Origin of the sequence: Corallococcus silvisoli (assembly GCF_009909145.1) — a bacterium.
GTDB classification, from domain to species: Bacteria; Myxococcota; Myxococcia; order Myxococcales; family Myxococcaceae; genus Corallococcus; species Corallococcus silvisoli.
The window spans coordinates 206,754-227,893 of sequence record NZ_JAAAPJ010000008.1 but is presented as its reverse complement, the minus strand read 5'-3'; the positions used below and the strand labels follow the sequence as shown (position 1 = coordinate 227,893).

At 71.8% G+C, this 21,140-nt stretch carries 17 protein-coding genes; 8 read left to right on the top strand and 9 right to left on the bottom strand.

The window, feature by feature from the left end; translation table 11 throughout:
• The first annotated feature begins 6 nt into the window (after nucleotides 1-6).
• The 3 genes from GTY96_RS17535 to GTY96_RS17525 all read left to right on the top strand — a co-directional run bounded on the left by GTY96_RS17535 (nucleotide 7) and on the right by GTY96_RS17525 (nucleotide 3,431).
• Complete coding sequence (locus tag GTY96_RS17535; RefSeq protein WP_143901770.1) at nucleotides 7-1,836, top strand: sensor histidine kinase; 1,830 nt, start codon at nucleotides 7-9, stop codon at nucleotides 1,834-1,836.
• A complete protein-coding gene (locus tag GTY96_RS17530) occupies nucleotides 1,833-2,555 on the top strand; it encodes a response regulator transcription factor (RefSeq protein WP_143901772.1) in 723 nt (240 codons plus the stop codon). Before GTY96_RS17535 ends, GTY96_RS17530 begins: the two co-directional genes overlap by 4 nt.
• 117 nt (nucleotides 2,556-2,672) lie before the next feature.
• Complete coding sequence (locus GTY96_RS17525) at nucleotides 2,673-3,431, top strand: energy transducer TonB (RefSeq protein ID WP_143901774.1); 759 nt, start codon at nucleotides 2,673-2,675, stop codon at nucleotides 3,429-3,431.
• Between the two features lie 214 nt (nucleotides 3,432-3,645).
• Here GTY96_RS17525 and eutB read toward each other — a convergent pair whose 3' ends face one another.
• The 7 genes from eutB to GTY96_RS17490 form a co-directional block, all read right to left on the bottom strand.
• Nucleotides 3,646-5,901, bottom strand: a complete 2,256-nt coding sequence (eutB, locus tag GTY96_RS17520) for an ethanolamine ammonia-lyase subunit EutB (RefSeq protein ID WP_161665309.1) — start codon at nucleotides 5,899-5,901, stop codon at nucleotides 3,646-3,648.
• A gap of 152 nt (nucleotides 5,902-6,053) precedes the next feature.
• Nucleotides 6,054-7,442 carry a hypothetical protein gene (locus GTY96_RS17515; RefSeq protein WP_161665308.1) on the bottom strand — a complete coding sequence of 463 codons (1,389 nt, stop codon included), beginning with the start codon at nucleotides 7,440-7,442 and terminating at the stop codon, nucleotides 6,054-6,056.
• A gap of 51 nt (nucleotides 7,443-7,493) precedes the next feature.
• The gene (locus tag GTY96_RS17510) at nucleotides 7,494-8,648 is read right to left on the bottom strand and encodes a hypothetical protein (protein WP_143901780.1); all 1,155 of its coding nucleotides are present in this window, start codon (nucleotides 8,646-8,648) and stop codon (nucleotides 7,494-7,496) included.
• The gene (locus GTY96_RS17505; protein WP_161665307.1) at nucleotides 8,645-10,594 is read right to left on the bottom strand and encodes an ATP-binding protein; all 1,950 of its coding nucleotides are present in this window, start codon (nucleotides 10,592-10,594) and stop codon (nucleotides 8,645-8,647) included. The genes GTY96_RS17510 and GTY96_RS17505 overlap by 4 nt, the downstream gene beginning before the upstream one ends.
• Nucleotides 10,595-10,671: 77 nt before the next feature.
• On the bottom strand, nucleotides 10,672-11,601 hold the full coding sequence (locus tag GTY96_RS17500; protein WP_161665306.1) for a TIGR02757 family protein: 930 nt from the start codon (nucleotides 11,599-11,601) through the stop codon (nucleotides 10,672-10,674).
• 57 nt (nucleotides 11,602-11,658) lie between these two features.
• Nucleotides 11,659-12,126, bottom strand: a complete 468-nt coding sequence (locus tag GTY96_RS37675; protein WP_186001898.1) for a MogA/MoaB family molybdenum cofactor biosynthesis protein — start codon at nucleotides 12,124-12,126, stop codon at nucleotides 11,659-11,661.
• Nucleotides 12,127-12,391: 265 nt separating this feature from the next.
• On the bottom strand, nucleotides 12,392-12,706 hold the full coding sequence (locus GTY96_RS17490; protein ID WP_143901786.1) for a Rieske (2Fe-2S) protein: 315 nt from the start codon (nucleotides 12,704-12,706) through the stop codon (nucleotides 12,392-12,394).
• Nucleotides 12,707-12,795: 89 nt separating this feature from the next.
• Between GTY96_RS17490 and polX the strand changes: the two genes are divergently transcribed.
• Genes polX through mrtX form a run of 3 tightly spaced genes read left to right on the top strand, consistent with a single transcriptional unit; the run spans nucleotide 12,796 to nucleotide 15,894 of the window.
• A complete protein-coding gene (gene polX / locus GTY96_RS17485; protein WP_186001899.1) occupies nucleotides 12,796-14,544 on the top strand; it encodes a DNA polymerase/3'-5' exonuclease PolX in 1,749 nt (582 codons plus the stop codon).
• A 19-nt stretch (nucleotides 14,545-14,563) separates the two neighbouring features.
• On the top strand, nucleotides 14,564-15,172 hold the full coding sequence (locus GTY96_RS17480) for an MXAN_2756 family trypsin-like serine endoprotease (RefSeq protein WP_143901791.1): 609 nt from the start codon (nucleotides 14,564-14,566) through the stop codon (nucleotides 15,170-15,172).
• The gene (gene mrtX / locus GTY96_RS17475) at nucleotides 15,169-15,894 is read left to right on the top strand and encodes a myxosortase MrtX (protein WP_143901793.1); all 726 of its coding nucleotides are present in this window, start codon (nucleotides 15,169-15,171) and stop codon (nucleotides 15,892-15,894) included. The genes GTY96_RS17480 and mrtX overlap by 4 nt, the downstream gene beginning before the upstream one ends.
• A 13-nt stretch (nucleotides 15,895-15,907) precedes the next feature.
• On the opposite strand, the gene GTY96_RS17470 is transcribed toward mrtX, so the two are convergent.
• Entirely contained in the window at nucleotides 15,908-16,741 is an 834-nt protein-coding gene (locus GTY96_RS17470; RefSeq protein ID WP_161665305.1) for a class II glutamine amidotransferase, read from the bottom strand.
• Between the two features lie 212 nt (nucleotides 16,742-16,953).
• Here GTY96_RS17470 and dnaK point away from each other — a divergent pair, with 212 nt between their 5' ends.
• Nucleotides 16,954-18,561, top strand: a complete 1,608-nt coding sequence (gene dnaK / locus GTY96_RS17465; RefSeq protein ID WP_143901797.1) for a molecular chaperone DnaK — start codon at nucleotides 16,954-16,956, stop codon at nucleotides 18,559-18,561.
• Between the two features lie 965 nt (nucleotides 18,562-19,526).
• Here the strand turns inward: dnaK and GTY96_RS17460 are convergent.
• Nucleotides 19,527-20,528: a hypothetical protein gene (locus GTY96_RS17460; protein ID WP_201756152.1), complete on the bottom strand. Its 1,002-nt coding sequence runs from the start codon at nucleotides 20,526-20,528 to the stop codon at nucleotides 19,527-19,529.
• Here GTY96_RS17460 and GTY96_RS17455 point away from each other — a divergent pair.
• A complete protein-coding gene (locus GTY96_RS17455; protein ID WP_201756151.1) occupies nucleotides 20,527-21,132 on the top strand; it encodes a J domain-containing protein in 606 nt (201 codons plus the stop codon). The genes GTY96_RS17460 and GTY96_RS17455 overlap by 2 nt on opposite strands.
• The last annotated feature ends 8 nt before the right edge of the window (nucleotides 21,133-21,140 follow it).

The window sequence follows — 21,140 nt, the reverse complement described above, 5'->3', positions numbered from 1 at the left end:
ACGCGAATGCTGCGCCGACTCCTTCCCACATTGCTGGCCCTGGGTTGTGGACTGCTGGCCCTCGGCTGGGGGTTGGTGAGCCTTCAGCGCATCTTCACCCAGGAGCGCGAGGACGCCCGCGCGCAGGTCCGCTCCGGGCGTGAGGCGCTGGGACAGCTCGCCGCGGAGTCGCTGCGCACCGCGCTCGCGCAGCGGATGAAGGCCCAGTTGCCGAACCTGAACTCGGCCGTGGGGGATCCGCTGCTGCCCGCGGAGGGTTATTACCTGCTCTTCCGGGGCCACCAGTTCCTGCCCCGCGTGGACCGGCTCCGGGACGGCGTGGAGGCCCCCGCGCAGGTCACCTACGCGTTCCTGGCCCGGGCGCTCGAGGATGGACCCGTGCCCCAGCCCTTCCAGGAGCGGCTGGCGAAGCTGCGCGCGGTGGAGACGGCCCTGGCCACCGGCAACGAGGGCCGCACGAACGCCGCGGTGGAAGCGCTGCTGCGCTACCACGCCGCGCATCCGCTGCCAGCCGAGCAGGAGCTGCCCTTCACGCTGCTCGTGGTGGAGCACCTGCAACGCGGGGACGCGACGCCGTTCCTCATCCGGTCGCTGGTGCGCGAAGGCCTGCCGGAGGAGCTGGGGGGCATGGCGCGGGGCGCGGGCCTGCAGCGGGACCTGCTGCGCGCGCGGCCCCGGCTCACCCGGGCGGACTTCGACTTCCTCCAGACGCGCATCGTGGCGTTGAGCCAGCTGCTGCACGAGCCCAGTGACGCGTTCGAGGCGCGCGTGCAGGAGGCGGGCGCGGGGGCGCTGGTGATGCCCGAAGCGCTGGAGGGCCCCACGCTCCTGGCCGAGCAATGGTACGTGGAGCCCGCGGCCGAGCAGGTGCGCGGACTGTCCGTGGACCTGCCCGCGCTGCTCGCGGACGTGACGCGGGAGCTGCGCGCCAGGGACCTCATCACGAGGGACGCCCAGGTGCGGCTGGGCCCCGGAGGCGTGGTGCGGCCCCTGTCGCAGCCGGGGCTGGAGGTGGCCACGCCGGGCTGGGCCGCGGCGGAGGCGGACATCGAGGCGCGCTACGGCCTCAAGACGCTGCTGGTGGCGGCTTGCGGCGGGCTGGCGTCGGCCATCGCCGCGCTGGCGGTGGTGGCCCAGCAGCGCAAGTACCGCTTCGTGGAGCTCAAGAGCGACTTCGTCTCCACGGTGTCGCATGAGCTGCGCACGCCGCTCGCGTCCATCCGCCTGCTGGGCGAGACGCTGGAGCGCAGGCTGGGCCACAGCCCGGAGGCCGCGGACTACCCCACCCGCATCGTGCGCGCGGCGGAGGGCCTGCACTTCCTGGTGGAGAACATCCTGTCGTTCAACCGCATCGACAAGGGGCGGTGGGCGCTGAGGCCCGCGAGGGTCCGCTTGGAAGAGGCGGTGGGCACGCTGCGGGACGACCTGCAGGACGCCATCACGGTGCCGGTGGAGCTGCGCTCGGAGGTGGAGGACGTGGAGCTGGACGCGGACGCGTCGCTCGTCCGGATGCTCTTCGCCAACCTGGGCCGCAACGCCTGCCTCTACAACCAGCGCAGCCCGGTGGTGCTCACCGTGCGTGCGTATCCGCAGCCGGGCTACGGCGCCACGGTGCTCTTCAGCGACAACGGCGTGGGCATCCCCCCGGAGGAGTGGGAGCGCGTCTTCCAGGACTTCTACCGGCTGACGCAGCCCGGGCCGGAAGTGCACGGCAGTGGCCTGGGGCTGGCGCTGTGCCGCAGAATCATGGGCCTGCACCAGGGCAGCATCCAGGTGGCCTCCTCCAGCCCGGAGGGCACCACCTTCGCGCTGACCTTTCCCGAGACACGCAGATGACGACGCAGACGCATTCCTCCACCCGCCCCTCCATCCTCATCGTCGAGGACGACGCCAACCTGCGCCTGGGCCTGCGCGACAACCTGCGCGACGAGGGCTACGACGTGACGGACGCCCCTTCCGCGAAGGACGCGGCGCCCCACCTCCAGGCGAAGGCGTTCGACCTGCTCATCCTGGACGTGATGCTGCCGGGCGAGGACGGCTACGGCTTCTGCCGCCGGCTGCGCGCGGAGGGCGTCAAGAGCATGGTGCTGATGCTCACCGCGCGCTCGCTGGAGGACGACCTGGTGCGCGGCTTCGAGGCCGGCGCGCAGGACTACCTCACCAAGCCCTACCGGCTGCGCGAGCTGCTGGCGCGCGTGCGGGCCCTGGTGCGCAGGTCCGGCACGGCGCCGCCACAGGTGATGACCTTCGGGACCTTCACGCTGGACCTGGGCCGCAGGGCGGTGCTGCGGACGGACGGCGGAGAGCTGGACCTGACGCGCACGGAGTTCGACCTGCTGGCGTACCTGCTGCGGCACCGCGACCGCGCGCTTCCCCGAGGAGAGATCCTGGACGCGGTGTGGGGCCGCGACGTCGTCGTGGATCCGCGCACGGTGGACAACTTCGTGTCGAACCTGAAGAAGAAGCTCGGGTGGACGAGCACGTCGGGCTTCACCATCCACACGCTGCGCGGCGTGGGCTACCGCATGGAAGTGCTGGGCGGCGGCACGTCATGACCGAACGATGACCAAGACATGGAGCGCTGTCGGCCCTCTGGGCCTCGCGACTCCGTACGTTGCTTCTTGAGGGGACGGGACGCCTGGAGCGTCCGCCCCAACCAGGAGGCGGGTCAGATGTTTGAGTCGGTCATCGAACGGCGAGGGTTGCGCTCGGGACGGTTCGGCACGGGCGCGTGGGTGTCCATCAGCGTGCACGCGGGGCTCCTGGGCCTCGTGTTCTTCATCTCCGGCCGGCTGCCCGAGACGCTCGAGCCGGAGCTTCCCGTCCTCGTCTTCAACCCGCCCTCCATCCAGAAGGGCGTGAAGCAAGCCGCGCAGCCGAAGCCGACCACCCCGCCGGCATCGAAGCCCAAGCCGCGCGTTGACCGCATCCCGCGCGAGCCGCGGCCGATGCCGACGACGCTGCCGGAGCCGAAGCCGGATCCGGGGCCGACGAGCGTGGCGGACGCGGCGAACACGACCAACACGACGGATCCGGGAGCGAGCGACCCGGTGGGCGACCCGAACGGGGATCCGACGAGCACCAGCCCCATTGGCGCCATTGGCGTGCAGGGGCTCGTGTCCGACGGCCCCACCGGCACCGAGGTGCTTCCCTTCCAGGGAGGGATGACGCCGCCGGTGATGCTCCAGGGCGCGCAGTTCAGCTACACGCGGGAGGCGCAGCTCGCGGGCGTGGAAGGCGTCATCGTCGCCAAGTGCGTCATCACCTCGGAGGGCCGCGTGCGGGACTGCCGCATCCTCAAGGGGTTGCCGTTCATGGACGACGCCGTGTTGTCGTCCCTCAACTCGCGCACGTATCAGCCCATGACCTTCCAGGGCCGTCCGGTGAATGTGTCCTACACGTTCAACATCAAGCTCCGGATGCCGCGCTGAGACCGGCGCGGTGCCCGCCCGTGAGAGCGGCCGGCTGGCTGCCTCCCCCTCGGGAAGGGAAAAGAATCGCGGCGGGAGGAGGGGGCCGTTAGGAACATCCCGTCGCGCCTGGCCATGTGCGCGATACCGGCACCGGAAGGAGCGGGCCTCCCCCGGCCCGCTCCCGGTGCCGGTCCCTTTTTCCACTGGAGCCTCGAACGCACGGCCCCATGTCTCAGCCCATGGCCGCCGTGTCGCCAGCGCTCGGGGGCACCGTGCGCGCGTTCTCCGCCAGCTCCGCGATGATGCGGACCGCTTCGTGCGCGGCATCTTCCGGACGCACGCTCGTGTCGGAGATACCGGCGATGAGCCGCGTGCGGTCGTGGTCCACCGCGCCCGGCCGGGCCCAGGTGCTCGCGGCCGGCGCCGTCAGGTACGCCGAGTAGGCGTGATGACCCGAACCGGGGCGCTCGCCAATCACGTGCACCAGGGCGCGCGGCCTTGCGTCGCCTGGGTCGCCGAACAGCAGCTGCCCGGCCTGATAGCCCGCTCGCACACGGCCGTGCTTCACCACCAGGACCTCGGGGGCCACGCTCCAGCCCTCTGACGCCAGCGCCGTGCGCAGCGTGTCCAGGAAGGGCGCCAGGTGGCCCGCGTCCATCAACGAGCGCGGATCCAACCCATCCGAGATGACGACCTGCACGTCCCACTGTCCCGCCCGCTGCTCCCGCAGCGCCCTCACCAGGGCTTCCGACGTCGCGTCCAGCGACTCGCCCGACGGCGGGTGCAGGATGTAGTCGCGTCGGTCCTCGGAGCACGTCCGCACCCGCACCGCGCCGGGCACGGCCTCCACCGCCTCGTCGGACAGCTCCGACCACAGCCCCACCTTGGCGTCCTCGTACAGCCGCCGCAGCTCCTTCTCCAGCGAAGGCTCCAGCGTCCAGACCTCGTCGCCGTGACCGACCGCCAGCGGCACGCCACGGGCGCCGACCTCCGCCATCCGCGCCTCCGCCTCCGCGCGCAGCACCGCCTCTGGCCGCGAGTCCCCCTTGTGCCGGCGGTACTGCACGTAGACGTGACGCGGATCCCCGAAGTGCTCCGTGGGCCGGCCGTCGGCGTCGATGACCCCCAGCCGCTGGAAGAAGGACCCCATCCGGTCATCCACCTTCAGGCCGTACCGCTCGCGCAGCCACACGTGGTCCTGGAAGGCCGTGGTGAGATAGCTGAGCATCGGATCATTCCGCGTGGGCAGCGCCATCAGGTACGCGGGCCCGGCCTCCGCGAGCTGCTCCTGGCACCAGCCCAGGTCGTCCAGCGACACGTCCATGTGCAACGTGGAGCACACGTCCAGGCCCAGCGTGAGGCCGTGCAGCTTACCCATCACGATGTCTTCCAGGCAGCAGCGCACCAGCTGCTCGCGCGTGCGGAACACCTCTGGCCCGATGAAGCCCGCCACGTCGTTGACGTGCACCCACGGCGCCGCCTCACGCCCCGCGCCCTCCTGGGCCAGCGCGACCCGGCGCTTCAGGGCCCTCGCGAAGCCGTACTTGCGCGCTTCGTGGATGAGCATGTCCGTGCCGTGGTGATGCCCGTTCGTCGCGTCCGCGCCCTGCCCCGTCTCGAAGTACAGGCCCCATCGCCCCGTGCGAGAGGCCGCGTGCGCCACCATCTTCTCCAGCGTCACGTCGAAGGTGCGGTTGGCGTCGTCGTTCCCACCCAGGCTCTGGAACCAGATGCCCGTGGTGCCTGGATGCATCGCCTCCACTCGCGCCTGCACGTCGATGTGGGCCAGCACGCAGTGGGGCATCACGTCTTCCAGGCCGAAGGTCGTCAGCAGGTCGAGCAGCGCGAGCTCCACCGCCGCGACCGTCGCGGGGTCCGACGACACCGGGTTGGTCCCCAGCACCACGTCCCCCACCGCGAAGGCCCAGCCGTTGAGGACCTGCCAGCGGATGTCCTCCGGATGATCCGTGGGCGAGTTGGGCTGCAACCGCGCACCCAGATAGCCCCGAGCCCCCACCCGGCTGCCCGGCAACGGATGGAACACGCGGCCCCCCACCGCCTTCAGCTCCGCGTCGCTCATCAGCTTCACGACACACGCGATGACGTCGCTGGGCAGCCCGTCCAGCACCTCGTACAGGGCCGCCTCCTCCCCCGTGAGCAGGAAGTCCTTCAGCTGCCCCAGCGTCCAGTCCGCCACGCCCTTCCAGCGCGCCTCATCCCAGGCCTCCAGGTTGAAGACGAACAGCCGGTCCTCGAACGGCGGGTGCGCGTGAACGTCATCCAGCCGCGTGCGCGACAGCAGCAACCGGGCTCGCTCGCGCGACACCTCGTCCGCCGCCGCGACGCCAATGGCCTCGTCGCCTTCCTTGAACGCGTTCGCCGCGCCCAGCACCTGCTGGTACAGACGCACATCGAAGCCACCGGAGAGGCGCTGCACGAAGTCCAGCACGTCTTCGTCAGGGAGGACGTCGGGGAGTTGGACGCTCATGGGGCGCCAGCATGAACCGGCCCCCCCTCCTCGCCACCAGCCCTCCAGGGCCCTGTCGTCTGGGTGACGCCCGGCTGCCTGCCCTGACGGCTGTTTGCTCCTGCAAACGTCAGGTCGTTCCCGCTCTCATGGGATCGCGGAACGGTGGCGGCTCACCCACCGTCCTTGCCGGGCGCGCATCCCGGAGACGGCCGCCACGAACGCAGCGCCTCCACGCGCGCGTCTTGCACTCCGGCCACGCCGCTCGGAGCGTCGAGGTGGTTGACGCCAGGCTCGCGCGTGAAGTCGAGCAGCCGGGACGGCAACGCCAGCGCAGGGCACTCTTCCACGAAGGCGGACTCGGCCTCCTCCAGGAGGATGTCCGCATGGTCCTCCCCGACGGCCCAGGACCACGGGAACGTCCATGTGCCCGAAAAAGGCTCCATGTTTCCCTGCGGAAACCATGTCCAGCTCAGGACCGTCTGGCCCGAGTCCCCTCCGACCGCCCCTCCGAGCACGCCCCCCTCGGTCCAGCCGCCCTTCGTGGGCCATTCGATGCTCAGCCCCTTGGGCACCGGAACATGCTGAGTCGCCACCTGCACGTTGTCGCGCACCTCCGGCGCGAGCAGCAGCATCCACGTCAACTCGCGAAGGCGATCCGCCGCCAGACGCCCCACCTTCACCTCGCCTTGCCGCGTGGCATCCGTGGCCGCCCCATCCACATCGCCCCGGGACTTCAAGACCAGTTTTGAGCAGCTGCTCGAGCGATACGCGGTGCCCGTTCCCAGATGGTACGCATCGAGCTGATCACAGAAGCTGTAGTGCCCCCGCCGACCCCGTACCACCAGCCAGCCATCCATCGGCGCGCGGATGCGCCCCAGGGGGAGGACCGACTGGAAGGTCCGCGGGCCCTGGATCCCGCCCAGGCACCCGCGCCAGGCGACGTAACGCAGCCGCGAAGGCTTCTTCTGGGCCACCGCCATGCAGTCCAGGGGAGGAGTGAGTTTGTCTCGGGAGAGGCCGGAGCGGCGCGGGTTCTCCGACTGGAACACCCGCTCCGCCCGCAGCAGCCAGGGTTCGGTCTCCACGCCGCACGCGCCTGCGTTCGCGGGACACAGCAGGTCCGCCAGCCGGTGTTTCGGAGAATGCTCGCGCGTCAGCACTTCGCGAAGGTCCGGCGGAATCACGATGTTGTGGCGCCCAGGAGCCCCGAGCTCCAGATGCGACGCGAAGAAGTCCTCTCCCCCGACGCGCCACCACACCTTCAACGCGAGCGCCGACACATCCGTTTCGTCATCCCACGCGACCGGCGGGCGCGTCTCCTCCTGACGGGCGATCGCGAAACACCGCAGGCCCAGCAGGGACGCCATGGCCGTCCGCACCGGGGCGACGTCCCCGTCGTCGGGGAGCGCCTCCAACTGCTGGTCGAGCGCGCTCAGCGCATCTCTCGCCGCGATCCAATCGGGCGTATCCGGGGTGCACGGCACGATGCGATCCACCCGCGCGGGTGCGCCCGCCAACAGCCAGCCAACCCCGACGGACACCAGAAAGGAGACGGACATTCCCGGCATCGCACCTGTTCACGCCCCGGGACGTCAAGTCTCCTGGCACCCCTACTCGCCAAGCAACGCCGACCAGAAGCGCACCAGCTTCAGCGCCTCCACCGCGCTGGCCCGCCGGTCCATCTCCGCGTGGGTGATGAGCGGCGTGGGCCGCAGGTGCACTCGCGTGGAGGGCGCCAGTTCGCGCGCCAGCAGCGTGGACTCGATGGCGGGGATGACGGAGTCGTCCGTCCCGTGCAGCAGGTACACCGGCGCCCGGGGCGCGGGCGAGCGCTCCGGCGACAGCGACGGGTCCCCCGCGAAGCCCTTCACGAAGGGCAGCAGCCGAGGGCCCAGCGCGGCCACGTCACGCGTATTCACCAGGCGGAGCAGCGTGGCGGCGGGCTCGGGGAGCGAGGCCTCCATCTCGCGCGCCGCCTGGAAGGTGGCCTCCGCCTGCTTGCCGTCCACGAGCGTCAGGTGCGACGCGTGCAGGAACATGCGCACACCGGTGCGCAGGGGCTCCACCTGCTCGGGTGGCACCAGCCGGTCCGCGACGTTGAGCAGGATGACCACCACTCCGTAGTCGTGGGGCGTGCGGTGCACCCCATCCGCCTGGATGCCCGTGCACAGGAAGGACAGCACGCGCGACAGCTCGCCGTGCCCGCCGAAGGACAGCACCGCGGCCACCTTGTCGCGCAGGTCCGGCCGGCCCGCCGCGACGACGGAGAGTCCTCCGGAGAAGCTGATGCCGAAGAGGTCCACCGCCCCCTCGGGAGCCAGCGCGCCCGGCCCCAGCGCCCAGAGGGCCGCGTCCTCGATGACGTCTGGCAGGCGCGGCGTGATTTCGTAACGCAGCAGGTCCGGTGGCTCCGGCGTGAGCACCGGCTGCCCGCCCATGGCCAGGTCCTCCGCCAGCTTCACCAGCCGGGGCTCGTCGATGCCCGCCGCGTGCACCCCCGAGGTGAGCACGATGAGCCGCCCCTTGCGTCGCTCCGGCTGGTAGAGCCGCCCGCGCACGGGACCATGGCGCGTGGGCACGCGCAGGTCCGCGACGGTGAAGCCCCCGGTGCCGTAGCGGGCCAGCGAATCGGCCGCGGCGCCATGGAGGCCCGCCGCGCGCACGACGAAGGACAGCCCCCGCAGCTCGGGCGGGAGGAGGAAGCAGCCCGCGAGCAACAGGGCCACGAGCCCCGCCCCGAGCGTCCAGCGCGTGCGGCGCTTCATTGCATCAGGGTCTCGACGAAGGTGCACAGCTGGTCGCGCTCGAAGGGCTTCTCCAGCAGCTCCCGCGCGCGGCGGCCGACGAACTCGCGCGCCTGCGGGTTCACCCCGCCCGTCATCAAGCCGGTGCGCGGCGCCAGCTCCGGCGCCAGCCGCTCCAGCTCCACCAGGAAGTCCATGCCGCTCATGCCCGGCATCATCAGGTCGCAGAGGATGGCATCGAACTTCTCACCGTGAGACAGCCGCTTCAGCGCCTCGCGCGCGTCCTGGATGACGTGCACGTCGTAGAGGTTGCGCAGCAACCGGCTCACCGCGCTGCCCACCGCCGGCTCATCGTCGATGAGCAGCAGCCGGCGCAGGCTCCGCGCCGCTCGCACCGTCGGCACGGGCCCTTCCAGCGGCTCCGCGACCGGCTGCACCGGCAGCGCCACTTCGGCGGACCGCACGAGCGCGGGCAGCTCCACGCGGAAGAGGCTGCCCTGATCCAGCTCGCTGGTCACCTCGATGCGGCCGCCCATCGCGTGCACCAGCGTGAGGCAGATGGACAGCCCCAGGCCCGTGCCGCCCCGGGGCGAGCGCGTGGTGAAGAAGGGATCGAAGATGCGCTGGCGCACCTCCGCGGGCATCCCGCAGCCGTTGTCCTCCACCTCGATGAGCACGTGCCCGTCGCGGCCCGGACGCACGCACAGCCTCAGCCGGTTCGCCTCCGCGGGCCGGTCCCCGAAGGACTGGAGCGCGTTCAACAGCAGGTGGGTGACGACCTGTCCCAGCCGTCCTTCGTTGCCGTGCACGACGGCCACCGGCTCCAGGTCGCACGTCAGGCGCGCGCGATGCTGCAGGTCATCCCGCATCAACCGGACCGCGCCCTCCACCGCGCGCAGCACGTCCACCGGCCCGTGCCGCTCCTCCTCCGCGCGGGAGAAGGTCCGCAGGTCGCGCACGATGGAGCGCACGCGCCCCGCGCCCTCCAGCGCCTCGGCCACCACCTGCCGCAGCTCCTCCAGTTGCTCGGAGGGCACCACGGGCTGGGCCACGCGCTCCCAGAGGTACGCCAGGTTGGAGGTGACGTAGGAGAGCGGGTTGTTGATTTCGTGCGCGACGCCCGCGGCCAGCGTGCCCACGGACGTCATCCGCTCCGCCAGCCGCCGCTGCGTCTCCAGGCGGGTGCGCTCGGTGACGTCGCGCACGAGCCCCACGAGGAAGCGCTCGCCGTCCGGCAGCGTGTACGCGGCCCGCTGCGTGAGCACCTCGCGCGAGCGCCCCTTGAGGTCGGTGAAGGACCCCTCGTCCTCCACGGTCTGCCCGGTGGTGAAGGCGCGCTCATCCTGGCGCCAGGAGGCCTCCGCCTCATCGGCGGGCACCAGCAGGTGCGCGGCGCTTCCCCCCGGCGCCTCCGCGGGTTGATCCATCAGGCGGCGAAAGGCGCTGTTCATCGCGACGAGGCGGTGCTCCCGGTCCTTGATGAACAGGGGCTCCGGCACCGCGTCCAGCGCGCCCTGGAACATGTCGCGCATGCGCCGGAGCGCCTGCGAGTCCCCGTCCCCAGACCGCCGCCGCAGCGCCACCAGCCGCGCGCCCCACCGCGTGCCGGGAGGCGCCACGCACTCGTCCACGCCGGCTTCGCTCAGCGCCTCCGCCTCCACGCCGTCGCGCGTCGTCAGCAGCACCAGCCACGTGCGCGTCGGGACCCGCCGGGCATGCACCGACTGGCAGCGCGCCTTCACCGCCTCCAAGGGACCGCCATGGTCCCACAGGACGAGCAGCCCTTCCGGCAGCGGCTCCACGGCGGCCTCGACGCGGAGCACTCGGCACGCGCGTCCTTCGGCCGTGGCGCACAGGTCGCGCTCCACGTCCTGGGCCACCGGGGCTGGGACCGCCACCAGCATTGCGTGCACCGCGTTGCTCCTCGCGCCCCGCGGGCTCATCCCTCCCGCGCCGCCTGTCCGCATTGCAGCCTTGACCGCGCCAACCCGTCAACGCGGGGCCGCGCGGACTGCCCGTAGCCCATTTCCGGGTCCGGTGGGACTCAGATTTGCACGGAACCGCGCGCGATGGCGCGGGGACCTACCTTGCACGACGGAAGGAGCGAGCATCGCGCGCAGTGCTGGGGGACGGTCTTCGCTGGGCAGGCCCCACTCATGCCGTAGTGGCACAGGGCGAAGTCGTAGCGGACGGGGTCTTGGGGGTCGAGCACCCGCAGGGAGGCCGTCACCTCCTCGGCGGTGCGCCAGGTGAGGTCCGTGCGCTTCGTGAGCCCCAGGTGGAGCGCCATGCGGCCAATGTGCGTGTCCAGCGGCACGAGCAGGGCGGAAGGGGGCACCTGCTTCCAGATGCCGAAGTCCACCGCGTCCGGGCCCCGCACCATCCAGCGCAGGTACAGGTTGAGGCGCTTCGCCGCGCCCGGCCCCAGGGGCGAGGGCAACAGGTGGTGCAGGCCCCGCTCGGGCCCCAGCGCCCGACGGAGCCCGTCCATGGGCACGTCCCGGAGCCCGGCGGTGAAGGCCGCGAGCCCGCCGTGGAGCGTTCCGCTCGCGGTCCAGCCACGAATGAAGAGGGCCTCCAGGCTGCCGTGCTCGCGCAGGGCCCGGCCCATGCCCATGAGCAGCACCGCGAGGTCGGTGCCCACGTTGAAGCGGTACACGAAGCCCGTGAGGAGCTCCTTCGCGCCCGCCACGTCCAGGGCCCGCACGAAGGCGGCGGGCGACGGGCCCATGCGCTTGAGCAGCGCGTCCACCTTGGGGCGGAAGAGGTCCGCGCGCCCGTAGGCCAGGGCCGCCGCGAGCAGCGCGCTGACCTCCACGTCACGCGGGTCCCGGTAGCGATGGGGGAACTCCACCGGGTCGAACCCGATGCGGGCCTTCGCGTCGGTGGAGGCCAGGAAGGCGTCCAGGCGGGGGCGCAACCGCTCGGCCGCCTGGGCGCTCAGTCCGGTGTGCGCGCCGCGGCGCTTCTTCATCTCGCGTGCTCCCACGTCGTCGGTTGGAGCGCGGCGGAGCGCCGCGCCCTTCCTGTCCTAACGCGTGAGCTCGCGCACCGCGTGGCCCAGCTCCGGGAGGATGAGCGCGTCCAGCGCCAGCCGCACCGCCTGGGGTGAGCCGGGCAGCGCGAAGAGGATCATCCCCTGGTAGGTGCCCGCCGTGGCGCGCGACATCATCGCGGGGCTGCCGATGCGCTGGTACGACAGCATCCGGAACAGCTCGCCAAAGCCGGGCAGCTCCTTCTCGAACAGCGCCCGCAGCGTCTCCACCGTGAGGTCGCGCCGGCCAATGCCGGTGCCCCCCGTGAAGAGCACCGCGCGGGCCCCCGCCGCCTGCGCCTGCGCGAGCGCGCCCCGGATGGCCTCCGGATCATCCTTCACCACGGTGTGGCCCACGACGGTGTGCCCCGCAGCGGAGAGGCCCTCGCGCAGGTCCTTGCCGCTGGTGTCGTGCGCCGCGTCCCGGCTGTCCGAGCATGTCACCACGTACGCGCTGACATGCACCGGCGCCCGGGCCTTGTGCTCCGCCGCTGGCCCCTCGTGCGAATGCGCGGGGGCGTGGTCGTGCGCGTGACCGTGGTCATGACCGTGCTCGGGGCCGTGTGAATGCCCATGTTCATGCGCGTGGCCATGGTCGTGGTCGTGCGAATGGCCGTGGCCGTGGTCATGCGGGGAGTGGGAATGGCCATGACCGTGGTCATGGTCGTGATCGTGTCCGTCGTGTCCCATGGTGGACGCTCCTGAAGGCGGAAGTAGCGGCGCGAGAGGGTCAGGCGTCGGGCAGGTCGACGACGAGCGTGCCGTCCTCGACCGCCAGTTGCACCGTCGGTTGGTCGTCGCACACGCCGGGGGACGTGACGTTCTGGCCGGTGTCCATGTCGAAGCCGACTTCGTGGCAGGGGCAGACGACCGTGTTGTCCTCGATGCGCCCACCCGACAGCAGGCACCCGGCGTGGTTGCACCAGTCGTCGAGGCCCTTGTACCGGCCGTGGATCTTCGCGATGCAGACGTTGCGCTTGCCGACCTCGTAGCCGCGCATCTCCCTCTCGGCGAAGTCCGCGGGCCCCAGCTTGATCTTCGTCATTGCCTTCCTCTTGCGTTCCTTTTCCCACAACGCGTCCTGGCCTGCACCCCTGTTTCCCCGGCATTAATCTCCCGACCGTGACTTCCGACGTGACACCCTCCCCCGCCGTGCTCACCGACAAGGCAGCCGTCGCCCAGGTCCTCCGGGACATGTCCCTGCTGCTCCAGCTCCAGGGCCAGAGTGGCTTCCGCGTCCGCGCCTACGACATCGCCGCCGACCGCATCGCCAACCTGCCGCAGGACCTGGGCGCCGTCGTCGCCGAGGGACGCCTGCAGGAGCTGCAGGGCATCGGCCCGGGGCTCGCCGAGAAGCTCACCGAGCTGGTGACGACCGGCCGGATGAGCGCCTTCGAGGAGCTGAAGGCCCGCTTCCCCGCCGGCCTCCTGGAGCTGATGAAGCTGCCGGACGTGGGGCCGAAGAAGGTGGCCGCCCTGTGGAGCGAGCTGCAGGTGGGCAGCGTGGAGGACCTGGAGCGCGCGTGCCGCGACGGCCGCGTGCGCGAGCTCAAGGGCTTCGGAGCGAAGAGCGAGGCGAAGCTCCTGGACGGCATCGCGGTGTTCCGGCGCGCGCGCGGCGAGCGCAAGCTCCTGGGGGACGCGCTGCCCATCGCGGAGGCCCTGCTGGAGCGGATCCGCCAGGCCCCGGGCGTGGTGCGCGCGAGCCTGGGTGGCAGCGTGCGCCGCCGCGCGGAGACGGTGTCCGACGTGGACCTCATCGCCTCCGCGGAGGACGCGGGGCCGGTGCTGGACACGCTCGCGCAGGCGCCGGGCGTGGCGACGGTGCTGGGCAAGGGCGACAGCAAGTGCTCCGTGCGCATGGTGCAGGGCGACCTCCAGGTGGACCTGCGCGTGCTGCCGGACGAGGACTTCGCCACCGCGCTGCACCACTTCACCGGCTCCAAGGCGCACCACATCCGGCTGCGCAACCTGGGTCATGAGCGGGGCCTGAAGATCTCCGAATGGGGCGTGCACCGCGACGACGGCACCAAGGTGCCCGTCCCCGACGAGGCGACGCTGTACCGGCTGCTGGGCATGCAGGAGGTGCCGCCGGAGCTGCGCGAGGACTCCGGCGAGGTGGAGGCCGCGCGCGCGGGGACGCTGCCGGAGGACCTGGTGACGCTGGAGGACGTGCGGGGCGCGGTGCACGCGCACAGCACCTGGTCCGACGGCCGCGACACGCTGGAGCGGATGGCGCGCGCGGCGCAGGCCCTGGGCCTGCAGTACCTCACCATCACCGAGCACAGCGAGGCGGCCATCCACGCGGGCGGCCTGAAGGTGGACGACCTGAAGCGGCAGTGGGAGGAGATCGACCGCGTGAACGCGGCGGTGCCCGGCCTGCGGCTGCTCAAGGGCATCGAGGTGGACATCCTGGAGTCGGGCGCGCTGGACTACGCGGACAGCGTGCTGGAGCAGCTGGAGGTGGTCATCGCCTCCATCCACGTGCGGCACTCCATGGACGAGGACCAGATGACGCGCCGGGTGCTGGCCGCGCTGGACAACCCGCACCTGCACATCCTGGGGCACCCCACCGGGCGCCTCATCCAGAGCCGGGAGCCGTACCCCCTGCGCATGGAAGAGGTGCTGGAGCGCGCCCGGGAGCGGGGCGTGGCGGTGGAGATCAACGGCAAGCCCGCGCGGCTGGACATCAAGGCCGAGTACGTGCGGCAGGCCGTGCGGCGCGGGGTGAAGCTGGTGGTCAGCTGTGACGCGCACCGGCAGGAGGACCTGAAGAATCTGGCCTTCGCGGTGGCCACCGCGCGCCGGGGCTGGGCCCGGAAGAAGGACATCCTGAACACCCGGTCCGCGGAGAGCTTCCTCGCCGCCCTGCGGGAGCGCTGATAGGCTCGCGGGCGCGAAGATGTTCCGCCCGCTCCTCCTCGTCCCCGCCCTCCTCGTCTTCCTCGTCATGCCCACGCGGGCCGGCGCGGAGGCCCGTCCGTCGCGCGCCGACCTCCAGCGCGTGCTGGAGCTGCACACCCGCTCCTCCGTGCGCGTGCGAGGCCCCCAGCAAGCGGGCCCCGGCATCATCGTGGGCGCGGACGGCCAGGTGCTCACCTCGGTGACGCACGTGGGCCCCCAGTCCGCCCAGGTGGAGCACGACGGAAACGCCCTCACGGCGCGCGTGGTGCTCTCCAGCGCGGTGCTCCAGGTGGCGGTGGTCGCGGGCCCTCAGGGCACGTGGCCCGCCGCGCCGGTGCGGCTGGTGCCGGAGGGGCTCGCGGGCCGCTGGGTGGTGGGCGTCCTGCCGGGTCGAAAGAAGGGCCAGCGGGACACGCCCAAGGCCGCCGTGGCCAGGACTGGCCCCGCGCCGTTCTTCGACGTGGACCTGACGCTCGCGCCGGGCAGCCCGCTGTACGACGGGGACGGGCGGCTGGTGGCCGTCGTCGTCCAGCGCCGGGGCCGGGGCGCGCGCGCGCTGCCCCTCTCCGCGGTGAAGGCGGAGCTGGCCTCGGCGGACACGCCATGAGCCGTCCCGCGGGACCTCCGTTCCGGCTGAGCGCGGTGCAGGAGGCGGTGGGCCTCTGGGCCCTGGGCTTCCTGGGCATCATCGTGGCGTTCGTCGCCGCCGGGAGCACCAGCGTGCCCAAGCTGGTCGCCACGGTGGGCTTCCTCTACCTGCCGCTCATCCCCATGCGCTGGCGCGACGAGGACTACCGCGACTACGGCCTCACCCTGCGCGCGTGGAAGCAGGACGTGCGGCTGTTCCTGGTGATGTCCGCCATCGTGGGGCCGCTGTTCTTCGCGGGCTTCGCCGGCTTCGTGCAGGTGGTGCCGCACCTGCCCCCCGCGCTCGCGCACCACCTGTCGCCCATCATCGGCGAGGGCCACTTCCAGCCGCGCCTGCCCCCGCGCTTCGGCGAGTGGGTCATCGACCAGCTCTTCGTCGTGGCCCTGCCAGAGGAGTTCTTCTACCGGGGCTACCTGCAGGCCCGCCTGCGCGACGCGTGGCCCCAGGGGCGCGTGGTGCTGGGCGCCCGGCTGGGGCGGGCCTTCTGGGTGACGGCGCTGCTCTTCGCGCTGGGCCACCTGGCCATCTTCCAGACCTGGCGGCTGGCGGTGTTCTTCCCCGCCCTGCTCTTCGGCTGGATGCGCGAGCGCACCGGCACCATCGTCGGCTGCGCCCTCTTCCACGCCGCGTGCAACCTCTACATGCGCGTCCTGGAGGTGTCCTTCTTCGGCGGCCCGTGACGGCCCTCGCGCGTCAGGATGGCGGCAGGTGCTGGACCTGGAGGTCCGAGCCCACCACCAGCGTCGTGCCGGGCCCGAGCTCCACCCAGCCCTGCGTGCGGGTGACGTGGCTGGACACCACCACCGTGCGGCGCCGGCGGTGCGCGCCCACCTCCGGATGCGTCTCCGGGGTGCCCGCGTCCAAGCCGCAGCGCGCGCACTCCGCGCTGCCCTCCAGGCGCGTGTAGTAGAGCGGCGACTCGCCGCAGCGGGTGGCCAGGAGCACCGTGCCGTTGGTGGCCACCAGGTTGAGCGGCGGCGTGCGCACCCGGCCCGCCTGGACGAGCGCGGCCTCCACCTCCCGCACCGTGCCCCGAAGGACGCGCCCCGCGACCTCCGGCTCCAGGCGCGGATCATCCGTGCGCCCCAGCTCCCGCAGGCGGGTGAGGAAGAGGGCGAAGAGCACCTCGCTGCCCGTGGGCCCCCGCACCTGCCGCTGAAGATGCTCCGGCACGTGGGAGAGCAGTGGACCGCGCAGGGGCTCGAAGTCCGGCAGCGGGTCTTGATGGGCGAACAGCCAGTGGCGGGCCCGGAAGGGCTGGGTGTTTTCCTCGGGCGACATGCCGGGCGGCAGCAGGCCCGCGTGGAAGAGCACCGCCTCCGACTCGTGGGGAGGCCCCAGGTCGTCCAGGGTCACGTCCGTCCCAGGTGCCAGGCGGCGCAAAAGGACCTCCTCCTGGGCGTAGGAGCCCACGCCCAGGGCGTTGACCCGCGCGTCCGGGCGCAGGACGACCTGGGACGTGAGACGGTGCAGTTCGCACCGCAGGAGATTGGGGTCCGACGACAAGGCGGCGAGGATGGCGGACAAGGCTGTTACCCCCCTTCCCTTCAAGGGATAAGTCCCGTGGGGCCCCGCTTCAGCGCGGCCCACCTGCTCCCCTGCTCTGGCGCTAAGCCCTTGAAATGGCTGGCATTTGACCACTCCGTGAATTGACACCTCACATCGTGGGGCCTAACCTCCGTCCGCTTCTCGGCACCTCCCCCCGAGGGACCGGGGTGCAGGACTTCACCGGAGACGGAATGGCGGACGACATCGCAATCGGCATCGACCTGGGCACGTCGTATTCGTGCGTGTCCGTCGTGCACGAGGGTCAGCCCACGGTCATCCCCAACGAGTGGGGCGAGACGACGCATGCCTCGTGCGTGTCCTTCCTGGAGGAAGGGTCCGTGCTGGTGGGCAACGCGGCGAAGAAGAACATCATCACCAGCCCCGAGATGACGGTGTACTCGGCCAAGCGGCTCATTGGCCGGTACTACTTCTCCGACGAGGTGAAGAAGGCGCAGGCGGTGATGCCGTACCGCATCGTCGAGGGCGAGAACAACTCGGTGCGCATCGGGGTGCGGGAGCGCAGCTATTCGCTCCCGGAGATCTCCGCGCTGGTGCTCAAGGAGATGAAGGCCGTGGCGGAGACGTACCTGGGCCGCGAGGTGACCAAGGCGGTCATCACCGTCCCGGCGTACTTCAACGACAACCAGCGTCAGGCGACGAAGGACGCGGGCCGCATCGCGGGGCTGGAGGTGCTTCGCATCCTCAACGAGCCCACGGCCGCGGCGCTGGCGTATGGCTTTGGCCGGGACGTCAACCAGCGCGTCGTGGTGTACGACCTGGGCGGCGGCACGTTCGACGTGTCCATCCTGGAGATTGGCAAGGACGTCTTCGAGGTGCTGGCGACGGCGGGCGACACGTACCTGGGCGGCGACGACTTCGACGACCGCATCATGACGTGGATGGCGGACGACTTCCTGAACCGCACGCGGTTGGATTTGCGGCAGAACAAGTACTGCCTGCAGATGCTCAAGGACGCGGCGGAGAAGGCGAAGATCGACGTGGGCCAGTACGGCACGGCGGACATCCTCTGCCAGGGCATCTGCCAGGACGCCAACGGCAACGTGATGGACCTGCGCAACACGCTCAACCAGGACCAGTTCAACCGGATGGTGATGGACCTGGTGCAGCGCACGTTCAAGGTCTGCGACGAAGCGCTGCAGAGCGCCCGGCTGACGGCGGCGGACATCGACGCGGTCATCCTGGTGGGCGGGCCCACGCGGCTGCCCATCATCCGCAACTCGGTGAAGCACTACTTCCAGAAGGAGCCTCTGGAGGGCATCAACCCGGATCAGGTCGTGGCGATGGGGGCCGCGCTCCAGTCGCACGCGCTGCTGGACAGCAAGACGGAGACGTTCCTGGTGGACGTCACGCCGCTGACGCTGCGGATCGGGACGGTGGGCGGGTACACGGAGAAGATCATCGACAAGAACACGCCGGTGCCCATCGACCGGTCGAAGACCTTCACCACCAGCCGCGACGGGCAGGAGAAGGTGAAGATCCGCGTGTACCAGGGAGAGTCCAACCGCGCCGAGGAGTGCGAGATGCTGGGCGAGTTCGAGTTCTCGGGCTTCCGCATCGGGTATCGCGGCGAGGTGAAGATCGAAGTGACGTTCGAGATCAACACGGACGGCCTGGTGAATGTCTCCGCGTGTGACGTGGAGACGGGCCAGAAGACCTCCACGACGATCACGTTGTCATCGGGCATGACGGAGGCGGACATCCAGCAGTCGATCCAGGCGAACCGCAACACGCGGCTCGCGGGCCACAACAGCAACGACCTGCCCGCCGTGGCCAGCTAGGCGCCGCCGATGTCCGAGCCTTCCGACCCGACCTCTGGCGCACCGCCAGGGCCTGTGGCCCCCGCGGCCCCCGCGCGTCCGGCGACGCCCGCCCTGCCTCGGGTGACGGCGTCCGTGCCTCCGGCCATCGCGCCCACGACCCCGCCGGCCGCGCCACGCGCGCCGGGAGCCGTGGCCCCGCCTCGGGTGGCTCCGCCCGCGGGAGCAGCCACCCGCGCCACGCCGCCCCCCATCGCACCTCCGGTGCCGGCGGACCAGCCCGCGTCAGGGCCGGTGGCTCCGGCGGCGAGGCCTGCGTCGGGTCAGGTGCCTTCGGCGGCGCCCGCGACTCGACCTGCTTCGGGTCAGGTTCCTTCGGTGACTCCGGCTGTACGACCCGTGTCGGGTCAGGTGCCTCCGGTGGCCCCTGCGACGGCGAGGCCTGCTTCAGGTCAGGTGCCTTCAGTGGCTCCGGCGGCGCGGCCCGCTGCGGGTCAGGTTCCTTCGGTCGCTCCGGCGACGCAGCAGCCCGCTTCGGGTCAGGTTCCTTCGGTCGCTCCGGCGGCGCAGCGGCCCGCTTCGGGTCAGGTTCCTTCGGTCGCTCCGGCGGCGCAGCAGCCCGCTTCGGGCCCAGTGCCATCAGTGGCTCCGGCGGCGAGGCCTGCGTCGGGTCAGGTTCCTTCGGTGGCTCCGGCGGCGCAGCCCGCCCCTGGGCAGGTGCCTTCGGTGGCTCCGGCGGCGCAGCCCGCCTCGGGCCCGGTGGCTTCTGCGACAGCACGGCCTGCGTCAGGTCAGGTGCCTTCGGTGGCTCCGGCGACGGCGAAGCCTGCGTCAGGCCGCGTGCCTTCGGTGGATCCTGCGGCACAGCCCGCTTCGGGTCCGGTGGCTCCGGCGACAGCGAGGCCCGCTTCAGGTCAGATGCCTTCGGTCGCTCCGGCGGCGCGGCCCGCTTCGGGTCCGGTGCCAGCAATTCCCGCAGCGGCGACTCAGACGTCCCCGACCGTGGCTCCGGCAGCGAAACCTGCCGCATCCCCTGGCGTGCCCTCGGTCGCCCCGGCCACGGGCACGCCACCGCGTCCCACTCCCCCAGGAATCGCACCGCTGGGTCCCACCGCCGGATCGCGGCCCACGGTGGCCGGGGTCCCCGCTGTTGGCGTGGCGAGCGCGACGGCTCCTGGGACCGCGCAGACACGGCCCACCGTCAGCGCGATGCCCGCCGTCGGAGCAACGCCGATCCAAGGCACGCCGGCCCAGGCACGGCCCACCGTCAGCGCGATGCCCACCGTCGGCACGACGCCGACCCAGGGCACGCCGGCCCAGGCGCGCCCCACCGTCGGCGCGATCCCCGCTGTCGGCGCCGTGACGCCGCCCCAGGTACGTCCCACCGTCGGCGCAGTGACGCCGCCGCAAGCTCCCGCCAGCGCCCGGTCGACCGCCAACGCAATCCCCACCGTCGGCGCGGTGACACCTCCCGTGGCCCCCGCGGCGATGCCTCGCGTCGCGCCCGTCGTGCCGCCCACCGCGAGCGCCACACCCGCGATGCCTCCGGCCATCGCGCCAGCCAGAGCGGACGCACCGCCATCGGGCCCCGGAGTGACACCGCCTGCGATGCCCCCCGCGCCCCGCCCGCCCAGCGCGAACATCCCGGCCGTCCAGCCCTTGCCCCCCGCGGTACCGGCCGTCGCCCGGGTGCCCGCCGTCGCCCCGGCGCAGGTCCCTCCCGCCGCGCGTCCCGTCCCCGCCGGAGGCCCGCTGACGCCGCCCCCCATCGCGCCTCGGATCAGCCCGCCCGCCATCGCTCCCGCCGGCGCGCCCCCGATGCTCGCCGTCGGACAGGCCATCCCGCCCATCGCTCCGGCCACGGCCGCGCCGCCGCGCCCTGGCAACCGGCCCACCACCTCGCTGCCCGCGGTCGCGCCCGCGGGATCCCCGCGCCCCCTGACCCCGGTGCCGGTGGCCCCGCCCCGCCCGCCCGCGGCGGCGCTCATGCCCCCACCGCCGCCGTCCTCGGCCGCGGGTCCAGCCCTCACTCCGGAGCAGCTCGATGACCTGGAGTCCCGCTGCGCGAAGCTCGACCAGATGGACTACTTCGAGCTGCTCGGCCTGGACCGCTCCGCCGTGCCCGGCGACATCAAGAAGGCCTTCTACAAGGAGAGCCGCGTCTACCACCCGGACCGCTTCTTCCAGCTCGAATCCAAGGCCCTCAAGGACCAGGTGAACGAGCTCTACAAGCGCGTCACCGAGGCCTATTACGTCCTGCGCGACGACACCAAGCGCAAGAAGTACCTCACGGACATCGCCGGCCCGGACCGCGCGCAGAAGCTGCGCTTCACCGACGCCTCCGAGTCCGAGACCAAGGCCGCCGCGAAGAAGGAACAGGAAGAGCAGATCGGCACCCACCCCAAGGGCCGTCAGTTCTATGCCCAGGCCCAGAAGGACCTGGACTCCGGCAACCCGTCCGCCGCGGAGCGCAACCTCAAGATGGCGCTCACCTACGAGCCCTCCAACGCCCGCTACAAGGAAGCCCTCGCGGAAGCCCAGAAGCAGACCGCGGAGAAGACCAAGGGCGAGTCGTCGTTCAAGATCCGCTAGCGGCCCTC